Source organism: Rahnella sp. PCH160 (assembly GCF_047784855.1).
GTDB lineage: Bacteria > Pseudomonadota > Gammaproteobacteria > Enterobacterales > Enterobacteriaceae > Rahnella.
In genome coordinates this window covers 3226725-3244317 of sequence record NZ_JBLOGT010000001.1, presented here as the reverse complement: position 1 = coordinate 3244317, position 17593 = coordinate 3226725, and the positions used below count along the sequence as shown (strand labels likewise).

The 17593-nt window shown below is 56.4% G+C and carries 16 protein-coding genes and 1 pseudogene; 13 read left to right on the top strand and 4 right to left on the bottom strand.

From position 1 onward, the window contains the following. The first annotated feature begins 188 nt into the window (after positions 1-188). The 7 genes and pseudogenes from ACM5QY_RS14970 to ACM5QY_RS14940 form a co-directional block, all read left to right on the top strand. Entirely contained in the window at positions 189-1040 is an 852-nt protein-coding gene (locus ACM5QY_RS14970) for a MurR/RpiR family transcriptional regulator (RefSeq protein ID WP_416121545.1), read from the top strand. Between the two features lie 251 nt (positions 1041-1291). Further along, positions 1292-2128 (top strand): transporter substrate-binding domain-containing protein, encoded by an 837-nt coding sequence (locus ACM5QY_RS14965; RefSeq protein WP_416121544.1) that lies wholly within the window; start codon positions 1292-1294, stop codon positions 2126-2128. Positions 2129-2131: 3 nt separating this feature from the next. Then, positions 2132-2761, top strand: coding sequence for a DUF1989 domain-containing protein (locus ACM5QY_RS14960; RefSeq protein ID WP_416121543.1), 630 nt, complete (start codon positions 2132-2134; stop codon positions 2759-2761). Next, positions 2745-3392, top strand: coding sequence for an urea carboxylase-associated family protein (locus tag ACM5QY_RS14955; RefSeq protein ID WP_416121542.1), 648 nt, complete (start codon positions 2745-2747; stop codon positions 3390-3392). Before ACM5QY_RS14960 ends, ACM5QY_RS14955 begins: the two co-directional genes overlap by 17 nt. A 3-nt stretch (positions 3393-3395) precedes the next feature. Beyond that, positions 3396-4049, top strand: coding sequence for an amino acid ABC transporter permease (locus ACM5QY_RS14950; RefSeq protein ID WP_416121541.1), 654 nt, complete (start codon positions 3396-3398; stop codon positions 4047-4049). Continuing rightward, positions 4049-4714, top strand: a complete 666-nt coding sequence (locus ACM5QY_RS14945; protein WP_416121540.1) for an amino acid ABC transporter permease — start codon at positions 4049-4051, stop codon at positions 4712-4714. The genes ACM5QY_RS14950 and ACM5QY_RS14945 overlap by 1 nt, the downstream gene beginning before the upstream one ends. A 14-nt stretch (positions 4715-4728) precedes the next feature. After that, positions 4729-5394: pseudogene (locus tag ACM5QY_RS14940) on the top strand (DUF1989 domain-containing protein); the annotation flags it as partial. A gap of 439 nt (positions 5395-5833) precedes the next feature. Here ACM5QY_RS14940 and ACM5QY_RS14935 read toward each other — a convergent pair. The 3 genes from ACM5QY_RS14935 to ACM5QY_RS14925 all read right to left on the bottom strand — a co-directional run bounded on the left by ACM5QY_RS14935 (position 5834) and on the right by ACM5QY_RS14925 (position 7313). Further along, positions 5834-6220: a hypothetical protein gene (locus ACM5QY_RS14935; RefSeq protein ID WP_416121539.1), complete on the bottom strand. Its 387-nt coding sequence runs from the start codon at positions 6218-6220 to the stop codon at positions 5834-5836. A 47-nt stretch (positions 6221-6267) separates the two neighbouring features. Then, positions 6268-6450 carry a hypothetical protein gene (locus tag ACM5QY_RS14930; protein WP_416121538.1) on the bottom strand — a complete coding sequence of 61 codons (183 nt, stop codon included), beginning with the start codon at positions 6448-6450 and terminating at the stop codon, positions 6268-6270. Positions 6451-6683: 233 nt separating this feature from the next. Beyond that, the gene (locus tag ACM5QY_RS14925) at positions 6684-7313 is read right to left on the bottom strand and encodes an NADPH-dependent F420 reductase (RefSeq protein ID WP_416121537.1); all 630 of its coding nucleotides are present in this window, start codon (positions 7311-7313) and stop codon (positions 6684-6686) included. Positions 7314-7417: 104 nt separating this feature from the next. Here ACM5QY_RS14925 and ACM5QY_RS14920 point away from each other — a divergent pair, with 104 nt between their 5' ends. Continuing rightward, the gene (locus ACM5QY_RS14920; protein ID WP_416121536.1) at positions 7418-8305 is read left to right on the top strand and encodes a LysR family transcriptional regulator; all 888 of its coding nucleotides are present in this window, start codon (positions 7418-7420) and stop codon (positions 8303-8305) included. A 17-nt stretch (positions 8306-8322) separates the two neighbouring features. Here the strand turns inward: ACM5QY_RS14920 and ACM5QY_RS14915 are convergent, their stop codons facing one another. Continuing rightward, a complete protein-coding gene (locus tag ACM5QY_RS14915; RefSeq protein ID WP_416121535.1) occupies positions 8323-10638 on the bottom strand; it encodes a molybdopterin-dependent oxidoreductase in 2316 nt (771 codons plus the stop codon). A 246-nt stretch (positions 10639-10884) separates the two neighbouring features. Here ACM5QY_RS14915 and ACM5QY_RS14910 point away from each other — a divergent pair, with 246 nt between their 5' ends. Genes ACM5QY_RS14910 through ACM5QY_RS14890 form a run of 5 tightly spaced genes read left to right on the top strand, consistent with a single transcriptional unit; the run spans position 10885 to position 16868 of the window. Further along, complete coding sequence (locus ACM5QY_RS14910) at positions 10885-12432, top strand: ABC transporter substrate-binding protein (protein ID WP_416121534.1); 1548 nt, start codon at positions 10885-10887, stop codon at positions 12430-12432. Next, positions 12432-13430, top strand: a complete 999-nt coding sequence (locus ACM5QY_RS14905) for an ABC transporter permease (protein WP_416121533.1) — start codon at positions 12432-12434, stop codon at positions 13428-13430. The genes ACM5QY_RS14910 and ACM5QY_RS14905 overlap by 1 nt, the downstream gene beginning before the upstream one ends. Then, positions 13427-14242 carry an ABC transporter permease gene (locus ACM5QY_RS14900; protein WP_416121532.1) on the top strand — a complete coding sequence of 272 codons (816 nt, stop codon included), beginning with the start codon at positions 13427-13429 and terminating at the stop codon, positions 14240-14242. Before ACM5QY_RS14905 ends, ACM5QY_RS14900 begins: the two co-directional genes overlap by 4 nt. After that, positions 14242-15867 (top strand): ABC transporter ATP-binding protein, encoded by a 1626-nt coding sequence (locus ACM5QY_RS14895; RefSeq protein ID WP_416121531.1) that lies wholly within the window; start codon positions 14242-14244, stop codon positions 15865-15867. The genes ACM5QY_RS14900 and ACM5QY_RS14895 overlap by 1 nt, the downstream gene beginning before the upstream one ends. Next, positions 15864-16868, top strand: a complete 1005-nt coding sequence (locus ACM5QY_RS14890) for a dipeptidase (RefSeq protein ID WP_416121530.1) — start codon at positions 15864-15866, stop codon at positions 16866-16868. Before ACM5QY_RS14895 ends, ACM5QY_RS14890 begins: the two co-directional genes overlap by 4 nt. Positions 16869-17593: the final 725 nt, after the last annotated feature.

The window sequence follows — 17593 nt, the reverse complement described above, 5'->3', positions numbered from 1 at the left end:
GCAGCGCGCAGTTAAAGAGCCCGGGATTCTCAAGGGGCGCGGCGATAGGCGCTCCTTGAGGCCAGTTTGGGTGGCAACCCAAGGTTTTGACCTTGAGGCCGGTGTGGACCATCCCCCCACTTTCATTTACCTGATGACAACCCGGCACGTTCTGTGCAGGATCAGATTTTTATTTCCGGGGATCATCCATGAACGCAAAAACAGCGTCGCTGGAAGGCCGTATCCGCCAGCATTGGGATCAGCTCTCTTTGCACGAACAGCGTTTGGCCGATGTCTTGCTGGCAGCGCCAGGCCAGCTGGCTATGAATACCGCGACAGAACTGGCGCAGAGCGCGGGGGTTTCCAAGGCCACCGCGACGCGGTTTTTCCGCCATATCGGCTATGAAAGTTACGATGCCGCCCGCCGTCAGGCGCGTGAAATGCAAAACAGCGGTTCCCCGTTGTACCTTCAGGCCGTGCCCAGTGCTTCTCCCCTTGGCACATTGATACAAAATCATCTGGAAAAAGAAGTCTCCAGTCTGGTGAATACGTTCCGCTCACTGGAAACCGAGCAACTGGAAGCCTGCGTGGAGACGATTGCCCGCGCGCAGCGCGTTGTGGTGATGGGCTGGCGCCACAGTCAGACCATCGCCATGCTGATTTACCGCGATCTGGTTCACATTCATCCTGACGTCCGGCTGCTGCCGCGTGCCGGGGATTCTCTGGCGGAACATCTGGCGATGCTCGGCCCGCAGGATGTGGTGATTTGCGTCGGCCTTCGCCGCCGTATGCCAGCTCTGGAAACCGCCATGAATGCCCTGCACGAAATGCAGGTGCCGATGCTGTATATCTCCGACGTACTTGCCGGTAAACCGGCAAAGCATGCCAACTGGGTGTTGCGCTGCCACACCGATGTGAACCTGATTTTTGACAGCACCGTCGCCCTCTCCGGCGTCTGCAATCTGCTTTGCTCACTGGTCGCCCGCAGTATGGGGAAAACCGGCAGCTACCATCTCGCCACTATTGAAACCCTGCACCAGAGTCTCGACGAACTGGAATAATGCGCGGGTATGGCGCACGGCTTGCGCAGTTTCTCACCAAATCAGTGCAACGGCGTTTACGGACGCCGCTTTTTATTCGGTTGACATGAAATCTGAGAAATTAAATTAACAACCAAAGAAACAGTTGTTTCTTATTGATTCCCTGAGAAAAAATGCTTCCCTGCCGCAATTACCGTTTCTTCCGTCAAAAAACTGGCACGGAATCTGCTCTGGTCTGAATGACATTTCACCAACACCAGGGAATCACCATAATGAAAAAAACAGCACTGCTGATCGCCACTTTGCTCACGCTCGGCGCAGCGACAGCCGCTCAGGCGGATACGTTGTCAGACATTAAAAGCAGCGGAAAAATCACCGTCGGCATAGACCCGACGTTCCCGCCTTATGAATTCACCAACGATAAAGGCGAAATCACCGGTTACAGCGTGGCGATCATGCAATCGTTCGCCAAAGACCTCGGCGTGAAACTGGAGTTTCAGAAAACCGCGTTCAGCGGCATTTTGCCGGGCCTGATTTCAGGGTCATTCAATGCCGAAGGTTCTTCCCTGAATGTGACCGCCGAGCGCGCCAAAAAAGTGCTGTTCACCACGCCTTACAGCAAAACCGTCAACGGCGTGCTGGTGCGTGAGAGCGAAGCGAAAAAATTCAGCAGCAAAAAGCTGACGCCTGATGATCTCTCCGGTCTGATCGGCGCGGTAAAAAGCGCCAGCGTGCCGGAACAGTTACTGAAAGGCTTTAACGAAACGCTGATCAAAGAAGGCAAAAAGCCCATCACGATTATCAGCGTTGATACGCTCGATCAGACCGTCAGCACGCTGATGACCAAACGCGCCGATTTCGTTTATGACGATATCTCGGTACTCGCGCCCATCGTCAAAAAATACCCGAATAAAGTCGTGCAGGTGGGCGAAGCCGGGCCGTCTCAGTGGATGGCGTGGGCGACGCGTAAAGACGATGTCAGCCTGAATAAAGCCATCAGCGACCACATTCTGGCGATGCAAAAAGACGGTGAACTTTCGGCGCTGCAAAAACAGTATCTCGGCACCACGTTTACCGTGCCCGCCAGCGATTTCATCCCTCAGGAGTAAGTTATGTGCCAAACAACGCTGACGGTGCCTGCCGGTCACGGCAAAACCTTTGAGGTGAAAAAAGGGCAATTTATTACCGTCATTGACGCCGAAGGGCAACAGGCCGCCGACTTTGTGGCGGTCAATGCGGACGATCTCAGCGAGAAGCTTTCGCCGGTGCATACACGCCAGCACCTGCGCTCGCTGTTCTTCAAACCCGGCGACGCGCTGTGGTCGAGTGAAAACCGCCCGATGCTTCGCGTAGTGGCTGACACCATCGGTATTCACGATGCCAATGTTCCGGCCTGCGATCGTACGCGTTTTAGTATCGATTTCGGCGTGGAAGGCCACCGTAACTGCGTCGATAACCTGCTCGAAGGCATGAAGGCGCACGGTGTGACGTATTTCAGCCTGCCGGAACCGTTCAACCTGTTTCAGAACGGGCCGGTGACCGCCGACGGGCGGATGGAAGTCACCGATCCCATCAGTAAAGCAGGCGACTGCATTGTATTTGAAGCACTGTGCGACCTGATTTGCGCCGTGTCTTCCTGCCCGCAGGACATCATTCCCGGCAACGGTTTACAGGTTACGCCCATCGATATTCAGGTCAGCAATCATTACCACGGGGAGATTGAGCATGTTGTTAATGCGTGAGGCCTGGGCCGAAAGCGACGTGCGTCCGCTGGCCGCGCCTGTCGAAGTTAAAGCGGGGGAAGCGGGTTCCATTCGCGTACTGCGCGGCCAGTTGCTGCGCATCACCGCGCTGGGCGAAGGCGCCGTGGCGTCACTGTTTGGTTTTAGCCTGACCGATCCTGCCGTGTGGCTTTCCGTGCATCACACCCGCGTATTCAGCAACAGCTACCTGCTCGGTTCAGGGATGCGGCTGGTGAATAACCGCCGCCGTCCGGTGATGGTGCTGGGAAAAGACAGCGTGAAGCGCCACGATCTGCTGCTGCCGGGATCGACCCGCGCATGGCTGGCACAACAGGGTTATGAAGGTGAAGGCTGCATCGAAGCCGTTCAGGGCGAACTTGCGCGCCTGAACATGGACGTGCCAAAACTGCCGGATCCGATCAATCTGTTTATGCACGTCCGTCTGACGCGTGAAGGGGAAATTCTGCCGGAAACCAACCGCACGCAGCCCGGCGACAGCATCATCTGCCGCGTGGTGGCGGACACGCTGTTTATCGCGTCGGCCTGCTGTACCGGCATCGAAGGCAATGACAAACCGGCGCCGCTGCGGCTTTCGGTAGCGGAAAATCTGTCCGCATTCGGCGGGGAGTAACGCATGTTGGGGCTGAGTGAACAGGTCATTGCCGCACTTCCTGAGTTAGGGCATGGCCTGCTGATGACGGTGATCCTGACCGTCCTCGCGGCGCTGCTCAGTATCGTTCTGGGGCAGATTGTCTGTTTTCTCCAGCTTCGCCGTGCGTGGCCGTGGCGCGCGTTCGGACGGCTGTATGTCAGCCTGATGCGCGGCACGCCGGCCATCGTGCAGCTTCTTGTGGTGTTTTTTACCCTGCCGCGTCTGGGGCTGGGCGGGCATCCGATGCTCGCCGCCGTGCTGGCGATCGGGATGAACAGCGGCGCTTACGTCGCGGAGATCCTGCGTGTGAACCAGAGTCTGGTCACTAAAGGCCAGCGCGAAGCCGCCCGCACGTTGGGGCTGAGCCGGTGGCTGACGTGGTGGTTTGTGATTAACCCGCAAATCCTGCGCGCCAGCCTGCCGATGCTGGTCAACGAGTTCACGATTTTGCTCAAAACCACCCCGCTGGCGTCCGTTGTGGCGCTTACGGAGCTGACCTACGCCGGGCAAATTGTCATTGCGCGAACCTATGACGCCACGCAGGTTTTACTGCTGGTATCAGCGGGATACCTGCTGATTGCGCTGCCGCTGATCAGCGCCGTGCGCCATCTGGAAGCGAAACGGAGGGTTGCATAATGGACTGGCAGGCGATTCTCAACTCCTTGCCGTCGCTGGGCGAAGGCATGGTGGCCACCCTCAAACTGTGCGCCATCGCGGCATTTTGTTCATTGCTGTGGGGCACGCTGATGGCGACCGCGTTAATGCGCGCCCCGCCGTTCTGGCAGCGGATCCTGCGTATTTACACCAGTCTGACGCTGGCGTTACCGCTGCTGATTGTCATCTACCTGCTCTATTTCGTGTTGCCGGAATATGACATCACGTTCACCTCGCCGCAGGTGGGCGTACTGGCGCTGACGTTGTATTACGCGCCGTATATCGCTCAGGTGATCCGCTCCGCCGTTGAGGCGTTGCCGCGCGGCCAGTGGGAAGCCTGCCGGGTGCTGGGGTTGAGCCGCACCGAACAGTTGCGCGATGTCGTTTTGCCTCAGACGCTGCCGCAGATGTTGTCGCCGCTGGTCGGGCTGATGATCGGTCTGATCAAAGATTCGGCGCTGCTTTCGATTGTTTCGGTACAGGAATTTATGTACGCCGCCAAACAGGCGATTTCTGATACATACGCACCGCTGGAGATTTATCTCACGGTGGCGCTGTGTTACTGGGTGCTGAACAGCCTGATTGACTGGCTGGCGCGCCATATTGAATTTCGCATGACGCGCTATCGTCGCGGCATGCAACATTAACCAGGAGAAAGAACATGTCAGCTGATCTTGAGCATCGCGACATCCAGTTAATTCCGGCGCGCCACGGCAAAGCGGTGCATCTGAAAAAAGGTGAAGCGGTGCAGGTGGTGAATTTACACGGGACGCAGGTGGTCGATTGCTGGGCGTATAACGCGGCGGACGTCGGCGAATATATGTGTATGGAAGCCACGCGGGTGTGGAATCAGCGGCTGAATCCGCAGGTCGGCGACAGCTTTGTCACCAGCCAGCGCCACCCTATTCTCACGCTGGTGGCCGACACCTCGCCGGGCGTCCACGACACGTTCATGGCCGCCTGCGATGCGCGCCGTTATGAACTGCTCGGCTGTACCGAACCGCACCGCAACTGCCACGACAATCTGTTCGAAGGCATGGCGGAGCTTGGCGTACGTTTGCCGCACGGCAATCTGGCGTCGTTTAATATCTTCATGAATATTCAGGTTCAGCCCGATGGCCGCACGCTGAAAACGCTGCCGGTTGTCACACGTCCGGGCGATTACATCATTCTGCGCGCCGAGATGGATTGCTATGTCGCCTTCTCCGCCTGCCCGCAGGATATCGTCAGCATTCAGGGGCAAGGCGATAACACGCCGCGCGACGCCGAACTGCGAATTCTCACGGCGGGATTCCCGCAGGTGAAATTGCAGGGAGCGTGGGTACCGGAGGGGTTTGAGGCCAGCAACCTGGGCTCGCCGCCCAAACGGGCTTTAAGGTCAAAACCTTGGGTTGCCACCCAAACGGGCTTTAAGGTCAAGACCTTGGGTTGCCACCCAAACTGGCCCAAAGGGCGCGTTAACGCGCGCGCCCTCTGGACACCCTCGCTTTTAACTGCGCGCTATCGCTCGCTGGCTACGTTTCAGATACGTCAGCTATTGCCGCAAAATCCCGCCGCTGCGCGGTCCCCTCCCGTCGGATTACAAACCGCGCGAAAAGATACGCGGTTTTCCACCTCTCCTTTCGGCGTGATTTTTGAAAGCGGCGAGAGGCTATGTAATTCGGAAGATCTGTTCAATGAATTTATTGATAACATTAATTTTGGCAACCTCTTGTAACTGTGATTAATTCTATGCTTATCGCATGATATCCCCAGACAGTGCTATATTATCCATAGGCACATGTTCCGGGAGTGACCGCAATATCTGACCAGTAAAACCGCCAAACCAGGCCATTTTCCCGTTGTGAAAAGCCTTTGCTGATAAAAAATTGCTCTATGATTTTCTGCGCCGCTGGCACGTCTTCGATATCATTCCAGGTAATATCATTTTGAATAAAACCATAATTATCATCGCCCTGGCTGTAATACGTGACCCGTCCGGGAATATTCGGCGGATCCTTAAAGAGTTCCGGCGTCTCAAAATAGTAATGGACATAATCTGAGGCCGTGTACTCTCTGCCATCAAATGTATCGGCGAGTTTGATGAAAATGTAAATAAATCCGGCGAAAAGTATAATGATTGCGATAGATAACCATTTGAATAACTTACACACTTTTAAAAACCTGTTTTTTATCATATGATTGAAAATAGTGAAAGTCATCACCATATTGGGACTGGGCTGTCACCGCCGATATGAAAATAATCAGGAGGGACCGGATGGTGACAATGATAGTTAAAATGCGACGGCATTTCCGGCTTATCCCTAAATTCAAATCCTTTACGTAATTGTGATATCAGCCCTTGTTTTTCACCCGTTAAGGTCATGTAGATTTGATTAGCCATTAAAACCTCCGATTGATTTAAGAGGTTGTAACCTAATCGGGATGGTGAAACAAATGCTATATTTCAATGGATGCGTTGAATAAATACAAAGAGGATATATTCCTAAGTGAAAATGTTTTTTAAGAAAATGAGTTACCCAATGAATTAAGTAACTCAGCCAGTTTCAAGAACAAATTTACTGATTTATTCGTTTTAGCATCATCATTTATTATTACCCCTTTGACTTAATCTTCTTATTCCCGCCTCGTCCCTTCCAGCCCCGCCTTCAGCTCTTCTTCCGACATCAGCACACAATACGTCGGCGTGCCGCGTTCGAAGCGCCAGCCTTCGGAGAGTGCACCGGCGTCGACGGCGTCGAAACCGAAGGCATCGTACAAACCGGCCACCCGTTTTTTCGTTTCGGTGTTGTCACCGGCCAGCGGCAGCGCGCGACGCTGCGGGTCGCCGGCGGGCAGACCTTCGTTTTCAAGATCGGTCATCCGAATCGAGTTGAACGCTTTGGTGATGGTCGCACCCGACAGAAAACCGGCGAGATATTCGCTGGTGGTGGTGGCGTGGTTATCCAGTTCCGGCACCTGACCATCGCGATCCGGGTAGTAATTTACCGCGTCGATGACCTGTTTCCCGGCGAGTTCGGTGGCCGGTAATTGCCCGATGGCGGTCAGCGGGACGGCGATCACCACGATGTCACCGAAAATTGCAGCTTCCGTAGCGGTGCCGATTTCACAACCAATCATAGGTTTCAGGCTGAACAGTGTCTGCGGCCCGCGTGAGTTACTCAGCATCACCTGATGCCCCGCGTTGAGTGCCAGTTTGGCGACTGCGCGGCCAACAAATCCCGCGCCAATAATGCCTATTTTCATGATTACACCCTTTATTTCGTTGCAGAAAGATAAAGAATAATTCGATACTCACTGTTGATAAATCGCCGCCATCTACACAAACAAACAACAAAAAGGAGTGAATCATGGACCGGTTAACCAGCATGAATGTGTTCGTCAGAACGTCAGAACTGGGCTCATTTGCCGCTGCGGCAGAAGCATTGCGGATTTCGCCGCAGATGGTGGCGAAGCACATTGCCCGGCTCGAAGCGCGGCTGGGCACCGTGCTGATCAACCGGACCACGCGCCGCCAGCATCTGACCGACATTGGCCGCAGTTATTATGAACGCTGCAAAGCGGTGCTGGCCGAGGCGGAAGCCGCCGATGCGATTGCGCTGGAGATGAAAGCCACGCCCTCCGGCGTTATCCGCGTGAATGCGCCGGTTACGTTCGGGTCTTCGACGCTCGCGCCTTTTATTACGCAATATCTGGATAAATTCCCGGAAACGCAGGTGGAACTGACGCTGACCGACCGCCTGGTCGATCCGGTCGAGGAAGGTTATGAGGTGATTTTGCGCATTGGCGAACTGACGGACAGCCCGATGATTGCCAGCCCGCTGCGGCCTTACCGGCTGATTGCCTGCGCTTCGCCGGGCTATCTGGCGCAGCACGGCGTGCCGGATACACCTGCCAGTCTGGCGCAGCATTCGTGTCTGGTTTACGGGATCTGGTCACCGCAGGATCCGTGCCGCTGGATATTCAGTAAGGACGGGAAAAAGCATGAAGTTCAGCCAGCCGGACGTTTGCGCGCCAATGACTGGCGGGCATTGCTGCATGCAGCAGTAAAAGGTTACGGTGTCACGCTGGGGCCGGAAGATGTGTTGAATGAGGAGATCAAGGCAGGACGGCTGGTGCAAATTTTGCCGGATTACACCGGCCCTTCCCGGCCGATGCATGTTCTGACACCGGCCGGGTTGCGGCAAACTGTGAAAATTCGCTGCTTTATTAACGCGATTAAAGAGGCGTTTGGCTGAGACGCGCCTTCACAACTTTACGAATCCACCGCGACAAACGCCGGAGGCTGGAACGCCGTCACATCTGGCAATGGCGCTTCCCAGCGTTCAATTTCAATCCAGCAACTTTGCGCGGTACAACCTTGCCCGAGCCGCGAACTTCCGCGATCTTCCGTCAGTACGTTCGGATTGCCGTGTTTATCGATGGAATCCTGCTGCGACGGATCCTGCGGGTCATACCAGGCGCCGGTAGACATCTGCACCACGCCGGGTCGCAAATCTTCCGTAATATGCACGCCCGCTAAAATCGCCCCGCGATCGTTAAAGACGCGCACGATGCTGCCTTCTTTGATGCCGCGCGCAGCCGCATCCTGCGGATGAAGCCACAAGGGTTCGCGGCCTTGCACTTTGGTACTGCGGCTGACGGTGCCGTGATCGTACTGGCTGTGCAGACGCGTGCGTGGCTGGCTGGAAAGCAGATGCAGCGGCCAGCGGACGCTGAACGCCTGCTGTTCCCGCGCATCCTGTTCATACCAGAACGGGAAACCGGGGCATTCTTCGTAATCAAAATCTGCAACGGTCTGCGAGAACAGTTCGATTTTCCCCGACGGCGTGGCGAGCGGCGCGCCTTGCGGGTCATCGCGGAAGGCTTTGAGGAAGATCTGCGGCGTGTCCGGGCGGGCATATTCCATTTTCCCCTGCTGCCAGAAATCTTCAAAACCCGGCAGTTCGATGCCGTCCGCTTCGGCGCGTGGACGCGAGATTTCATAGATATGGCGCAGCCATTGCGCCGGGTCGCGCCCTTCGCTGAATTCCTCGCCAAAGCCCATTTTACCGGCCAGTTCGGCGAAAATCGCATAGTCACTTTTTGCTTCTGCAAACGGCGGAATATGCTGACGCATGGCAATCATAAAACCATCATTACTGGCGCTGCCAATGTCTTCGCGCTCAAGCGACGTCGTCACCGGCAACACGATATCGGCGAATTTCGCCTGCGCCGTCCAGTATTGTTCGTGAACCACGACGGTGTCCGGTTTACGCCAGGCGTTAATCAGCCGGTTGATGTCCTGATGATGGTGAAACGCGTTGCCGCCCGCCCAGTACACCACGCGGATATCGGGATACCGGCAATTTTTGCCGTCAAACTGATATTCCGCGCCCGGATTGAGCAGCATGTCGGAAAGCCGTGCAACCGGAATATGTTCGCTCACCGCATTTTTGCCCATCGGCAAACGCGGGCCGGAGAAGGTGCGGCGGTCGGAACCGGCGAGATTGGTCGAGGCATAGGCAAAACCCAGCCCGCCGCCCGGCGTGCCAATTTGCCCGAGCAGTGATGCCAGCGCCACCGTCGCCCAGAAGGTCTGCTCGCCCTGCCTTGCCCGTTGCAATGACCACGCGATGTTGATCATCGTGCGCTTTTCCGACATCTCCCGCGCCAGCGCCCGGATGCTTTCCGCGCTTATGCCCGTCAGAGATTCCGCCCATTCCGGCGTTTTGGCTTGGCCGTCTTTCGCGCCGGTCAGGTAGTCGCGCCAGGTGTCGAAGCCGACCGTATGGCTGACAACGAAATCCGCGTTGTAACGGGATTCGTCGATCAGAACGTAGCTCAGTGCCAGCAGCAGCGCGGTATCGCTGCCCGGCTTGAGGGAGATCCACTGCGCGGATTTCACCGAAGACAGATCGTTCTTCACCGGGCTGACGTTGATAAAGCGCGTACCTGTTTGCTCCATCGTCTGGAGCCAGTATTTCAGGGAGTGATCGTTCGCGCCGCCGCCGTTGACCTGCGCATTGCGCCACGGCAGGCCGCCAAAGGCGACAAACAGCTCGCAGTTTCCGGCCAGAACCGACCAGTGCGTGTGTTGTTTTTGCAGGACATCCAGGTCGCCGATGATGTGCGGTAACAAACGCTCGGCGGCGGCCAGGCTGTACGTATTGGTGCTGCCGGTGTAGCCACCAAACTGGTTGAAGAACCGGTGCATCTGGCTTTGTGCGTGATGGAAACGCCCGGCGCTGGACCAGCCGTAGGAACCGGCGTAGAACGCGGAATTGCCGTGTTCTGATTTCACCCGCTGAAGTTCGCCTGCGATGAGCGATAACGCGGTGTCCCAACTGACTTCCACAAACGGTTCTTTACCGCGCCCTTCGCGTGAGGCCGCGCCGTGCTGTAAATAGCCCAGACGCACCGCAGGGCGACGGATACGGCTGTCACCGTCAACGCCACCGACCAGCGACTGGCCGATTTCAGATGGGTTGCGATCCCATTCCACCGGTTTAACCGATTTTAAAACACCGTTATCCGTGGTGACGCGGTACGTCCCCCAGTGCATAACGGCCAGATCGTGATTGTTTTTCATTATTGGCAGGCTTTTATTATTGGCAAAAAATGGCAGGCAAAAACGCACATTAACATGCCGGTAACGTGTTCGCTACGCGATCGGTGTTATTCCCACTTTTATCATGTAGTTATCTGTTTTTCACATTAGACAATATGTTGCCTATTTTTTAGGATTACGCCCCTTTGGGATATTTTCTCACCGCTTCGGGCGGCCTATGCAGCAGGGTATTTACACCGTTTCAGCACATAAAATTAGGATAATAAAATGTCAACTTCCTGGAATCGTCGCGATTTTCTCAAATTCTCTCTCGCCGCCGGAGCCGCCTCAGGCATGAGTCTGACGCTGCCCGCGCAGGCTGCCGACAACACGCCAAAAAAAGGCGGACACCTCAAGCTCGGCATTGACGGCGCGGCCACCACCGATCTGCTGGATCCGGCGACCTGGATCAGTTCTTACATGATGGTCGTTGGCTGCGCGTGGGGCGACACGTTAGTGCGCACCGATCCGGCCAGCGGCAAAGCCATTCCCGGTCTGGCGGAAAGCTGGGAAGGCAGCGAAAAATCAACCCGCTGGGTGTTTACCTTGCGTAAAGGCGTGCTGTTCCATAACGGACAACCTCTGACCGCTGAAGATGTGGTGAAAACCATTCTCCGCCATCGTGATCCGAAATCCCGTTCCGGCGTGGTGGCGTACCTGTCGTCCATTCAGTCGGCAACGGCGGAAGGCGATAAAATCACCCTGACACTCAATGAAAGTAACGTTGATTTTCCGCTGGTGCTTTCGTTGTGGAACCTGCAAATCCAACCGGACGGCGGCGTAGAAAATCCCAATGCTGGCATCGGCACGGGTCCTTATCGCATTGTGAAATTCGAAGCGGGCGTCTACACCCAGCTTGAGAAAAACCCGCACGACTGGGACAGCGGGCGCGGCCACGTTGCCAGCGCAGAAGTGATTGCGATTAACGACGCCTCTTCCCGTGTGGCGGCGCTCTCCACCGGTAAAGTACATTTCATCAGCGGCCTGAGCCCGAAGATTGTGGCATTACTCAAAAATGGCCCGGTGACGGTTTACAACACGCCGGGTCGCGGACATTACACGTTGCCGATGATGGTTGATAAACCCCCCTTCAATAATAACGATCTGCGCCTTGCGCTGAAATACGCCATCGATCGCCAGCAGATCCTTGACCGCGTGTTGGGCGGCTATGGTTCGCTGGGCAATGATTTCCCGGTAAACCAGGCCTACCCGCTGTTCCCGGCCGATATCCCGCAGCGTCAGTATGATGCGGAGAAGGCGACGTTCCACTTTAAGAAATCCGGTTATTCCGGGCCGATAGTGCTCGACGTGGCGGAAGGCGCATTTCCCGGTGCGGTTGATGCGGCGACGCTCTTCCAGCTCAGTGCGCAAAAAGCCGGTATCAAAATTGATATCCGCCGCCAGCCTGACGACGGCTACTGGAATAATGTCTGGCGTAATAAGCCGTTCTGCGTCTCCTCATGGGGAACGCGTTTAACACAGGATCTTATTTACTCCCTCGAACTGGGCCCGACGTCCGCCAGTAACGAAACGAACTTCGCTAACCCGCAGTTTGCCAGCCTGCTGAAACTGGCGCGCGCCGAAGAAGATGAGGCCAAACGTCGCGCGCTTTACCACGATATCGCGCTGATTGTGCGTGATGAAGGCGGTACGCTGTTGCCGGTATTCAATAACTATCTGAACGCCAGCAGCAACAAACTTCAGGGCTATACCGAGGATGTCGGCAACGATTTATCAAACGGTCAGGTGATTTCACGCGTCTGGCTGAACAGCTGATGAAAAGAGCTCTGGCTAGCGGGGTGAGATTTGCCGCACCCCGTCATCCGCTGGCACGAGCATTAGGACACCGCCTGTTGCTGGCGGTGATTTTGCTGTGGGGCGTTTCGCTGCTTATTTTTATTGCCGTGAACACGCTGCCCGGCGATTTTGCGGCCACTTCATTGGGCAGAACCGCTACGCCGGAAGCGGTGGCCAGCATCCGGCAAAGTCTCGGGCTTGATAAACCGCTGGTGACGCGCTACTGGCACTGGGTGGCGCAAATTTTCCGCGGTGACTTCGGGCTGTCGTGGGCCAGTCAGCAGCCGGTCAGCGCGCAACTCGGCCACCGGTTGCTGAATTCGTTATGGCTGGCGGGCGCTTCCGCGCTGCTGGCCGTGCCCGTGGCGCTGCTCGGCGGGTTGTTTGCTGTTCGCTATCTGCACCGTCTGCCAGACCGGATTATCACGCTGATTTCACTGATTATTCTTTCCCTGCCTGAATTTTTCATCGGTTATCTGCTGATTCAGATCCTGGTGTTGCACGTCGGTGTGTCCACCTTTCCTTCAACAATCTATGACGGTATGAGCCTGCCCGACCGGCTTTCCGCCATGCTGTTGCCGGTGCTAACGCTGGCGATTGCCGTGCTGGCGAACATGCTTCGTTCCGCGCGCAGTGCGCTGATGTCTGTGACCAACACGCCGTGGATGGAAACTGCCCGGCTGAAAGGCCTGCCACCGCTGCGTATTCTGTGGAAGCACGCCGCACCGAACGCCATTTCACCCGTGCTGACCGTGATCGCCATGAATCTGGCCGGGCTGATTGTCGGTGCAATGATCATTGAAGTGATTTTTGTTTATCCCGGCGTAGGTCAGTACATGGTTGATGCGGTGACGGTGCGCGATATTCCTGTCGTTGAAGCCTGCGGTCTGGTCTTTGCGGCGGTCTATATCCTGCTTAATTTGCTGGTGGATATGCTGGCGATGGTGGCGAATCCCCGCCTGAGATTTCCGAAATGAAAACGTTGTTCTCTTCTTTCAGCGCTATCGCTGGCGGCGCTTTGCTGGTGATATTTATCTTCGCCGCCCTGACCGCGCCGTGGCTTGCGCCCTTTGATGCCGGGCAGATTGCCGGTGACATCTGGCAGCCCGTGAGCGCCGCACACTGGCTCGGCACCGATAACCTCGGGCGGGATCTGTTCTCCCGTCTGCTTTACGGCGCACGCCTCACGCTGTTTTTTGCCTTTGTGATTTCCGCGCTGGCGACATTGCTTGGCACACTGCTCAGTTTTCTGGCGGTCAGCGTTGGCGGCGGATTTGAAATGCTGTTGTCGCGGCTGAACGACCTCTTTATGTCGCTGCCGTCACTGATCATTGCGCTGGTCGCGCTGGCGGTGTTACCACAAACCAACGCCACGCTGGTGGGCGTGCTGGTCGCCATCGGCGCAACCCGCGTTTACCGGCTCGGTTACAGCCTCGCGTCGCACATTGCCGCCACGGATTATATGGAAGCGGCGAAACTGGCGGGCGAAACTCACTGGTACCGCATTACGCGGGAAATGCTGCCAAACGCCCGATTCCCGTTGCTCGCCGAATGGGGGATGCAGTTCAGCGCCAGTATTTTGTTCATCTCCACGCTGTCTTTTATCGGGCTGGGTATTCAGCCACCCGCTGCCGACTGGGGGGCCATCGTCCGTGAAAATAAAGACGGCATTCTGTTTGGCGTCAGTGCAGCCTTTTATCCGGCAGTGGCAATTTCCCTGCTGGTGATTGCTATCAACCTGCTGGTTGATGCGCTGAGCAGAAAACTGCAACAACAGGAGATTCTGTAATGTCAGACGCCATTTTGCAGGTACATGATCTCTGTGTGGGCTACCGGGAAACGGTAGTGGTGGATAAGGTTTCTTTCACATTGCGCCAGGGTGAAGTGCTCGGGCTGATCGGAGAATCGGGTGCCGGAAAATCCACGCTCGGGCTGGCAGTGATGGGGCATTATCGTGGCGCGTTACGTCCGATCAGCGGCACGGTTACGTTTCTCGGCAAACCTTATCCCCCGCAGGATGCCCCACGTTTAGCCTTGCATCAGGGCAAACGGATTTGCTATGTGGCGCAGTCGGCCAGCGCCGGGTTTAATCCGGCGTTAACCCTCGGCGCACAGGTGACCGAAGCCGCCTGTTATCACCGCGTCATCAGCAAAAAGGCGGCGCAGGAACGGATGTTGCAGCTGTTTGGCTTGCTCGGTTTGCCCGACCCTGTGCAGTTCGCCCGGCGATATCCGCACCAGGTTTCCGGCGGACAGTTGCAGCGCGCAATGACCGCCATGGCGCTGTGTTCATCGCCGGACGTGATTGTGTTTGACGAACCGACCACCGCTCTGGATGTCACGACCCAGCTCGACGTGCTGGCCGCCATCCGCCACGCCGTAAAGCAAACGCACACCGCCGCGTTGTATATCTCGCATGATATTGCCGTGGTTTCTCAGATTGCCGACACTTTGCTGGTGCTGCGACACGGCAAGCCAGTGGAAAGTGGCCGGACGGCGGAGATTTTGCGCGCGCCTGCGCAGGCTTATACGCAGGCGCTGCTCGACACCCGTCTTCCCGCGCCGCTGGAAACACCTGTACAAACTCTGCCGGTGCTGGAACTGCGCAATCTCACTGTAGGTTATGGCAACGGCGAACCGGTGATTTCCCGGCTTTCGCTATCACTGCCACGCGGGCAAACTTTTGCGTTAGTCGGCGAATCCGGCTCGGGGAAATCCACCCTCGCCCGCACGCTGGCCGGTTTGCAAAAACCTGCATCCGGCGAGCTGTCGCTTGAGGGCGAAACGCTGTCATTTGACTGTCAGCGCCGGACACCCGCGCAGCGTCAGCGGATCCAGTACATCTATCAGAACCCGGATACCGCACTGAATCCGCGCCATCGCGTCCGCGAACTGGTAGGCCGCAATGTTGCGCGCTTCAGCGGTTTACGCGGCGCGGCGCTCAGCGGGCAAATCAGCCAGTTACTCGAACAGGTCGAGCTTTCCCGCGAGCTGATTGATCGTTTTCCTTCTCAGCTTTCCGGCGGCCAGAAACAGCGGGTGGCGATTGCCAGGGCGCTGGCGGCTGAACCGGACATTCTCATTTGTGACGAACCCACTTCGGCGCTGGATCCTCTGGTCGCACAAGGCGTGCTGACGCTGTTCCGTAAGCTACAGCACGCCACCGGCCTGACGCTGCTTTTCATTACCCATGACATCGCGATCGTGCGCAGCATCGCGCATTCCGTCGCGGTGATGCACCGTGGAAAACTGGTGCGTCAGGGACCGCGGGAAACGGTGCTGGCTCCGCCTTACGATGATTACACCACACGCCTGCTACAGGCTGAACCGACGCTCGAACCCGGCTGGCTGGATAACGTGTTAACGCAGCAGTCACCCGCTCAGACTTTTTTATTACAGGAAATGCCGACATGACACAGACAGACATAACCCGACACGCCCGCACACTTTTCGCCCGTTCGCTGGTGTGGGACGGACACTCCGGTTTTATGCCCGATCCGGCAGCGGACCTGAATAATTTACAGATCTGGCGCGATGCCGGGGTGCATTATCTGTCAGTGGATGTCGGGTTTGATGTCCTGCCGTGGGAACAAACCGTGCGAAATCTGGCGGCGTTCCGCCACTGGATCCTCGACCATACCGATGATTATCAGCTTGTCAGCAAACCTGAAGATATTCTCACCGCCCGCGCCGCCGGTAAACTGGCGATAACCTTTGATATCGAAGGCATGAATGCGCTGGATGGCCGGGTGGAAATGGTCGAGTTTTATCATCACCTCGGCGTGCGGCAGATGCTGTTTGCCTATAACCGCAATAATCTGGCCGGTGGCGGTTGTCATGATGAAAACACGGGGTTAACCACGTTTGGCAAGGAAGTCATCGACGAAATGAACCGCGTGGGGATGTTTGTTGACGTCTCACATTGCAGCGTTCAGACCAGCCTCGAGGCTATAGACTATTCCCGCAAACCGGTGATTTTTTCCCACTCAAACCCGAAAGCCGTTCACGCACACGGACGCAATATCAGCGATGAACAAATTCGCGCCTGCGTGAAATCCGGTGGTCTGATCGGCGTCAACGGCATCGGGAAATTCCTGGGTGAAGATAAGCCTGATGCCGCCCTGTTTGCCCGCCACATCGATTACCTGATTGACGTTGCCGGGCCACGTCACGTCGCCCTCGCGCTTGACTACGCCTTCCCGGTCGGCAACGCCAGCACCGAAGAAATCCTCGCTGCACATCCGGAATACTGGCCTGCCGAAGCGTATTCCGGCGTCAGTGATAACGTTGCGCCTTCTGCGCTCGAAGAAGTCGTCGTGCATTTACTGCAATCCGGCCACAGCGACAAAGTGATCAACGATGTCCTGGGGGGGAATTTTTACCGGCTGGCGGTGGAAGTATGGGGCGGGGAGTAGATCAGGTCAGGAGCGTGGGTTGCCGCCCATACTGGCTTCAGGTCAAAATCAAAACCTTGGGTTGCCACCCAAACTGGCCTTAAGAGGCGCCTGTCGCCGCGCCTCTTAAGAATCTCCGGCTCTTTCACTGCGCGCTATCGCTGGTTGGCACTGTTTCAGCAACTACAGCTAGTGCCGCAAAATCCCGCCGCTGCGCGGTTCCTTCCCGTCGGATTACAAACCGCGCGAAAAAAATACGCGGTTTTCCACCTCTCCTTCCAGCGTGATTTTTGAAAGCGGCCAATGGCTATGTAATTCGAAAGAGTAATGCTGGCTGGTTTTGATTTGCTCCTTCCCCTCTCACGAGGGGAAGGCCGGGATGGGGTGTTGGTTTTAGCGACTCAGTGGCCTGCTAAACCCCTCCCGGCCTCCCCCTTCGCAGGGGGAGGAGCAAACCAGACTGTTGTTTTCTTTTGAAAAAATGCAATCTGGCGCGCTCAGAAATTTTGCTGACTGAGGGTTCGAGACCAATGGCTCGAAGCCCTCGAGGAAGGAACCGCGCAGCGGCAAGATTTCGCGCCACGCGCCGGTGCGGCAGAACATGTCCATCGCTCCAGCGATAGCGCGTGTTGAAAAAGACGTGGAGATTCCAAAGAGGCCCCGTCCTGGGCCTCTTTGGTCGGTTTCGGCGTCAGCCGCTGAGCGATCGCTGCAATTGAAAAACCGAAACTTTCTCGGTCAACTGT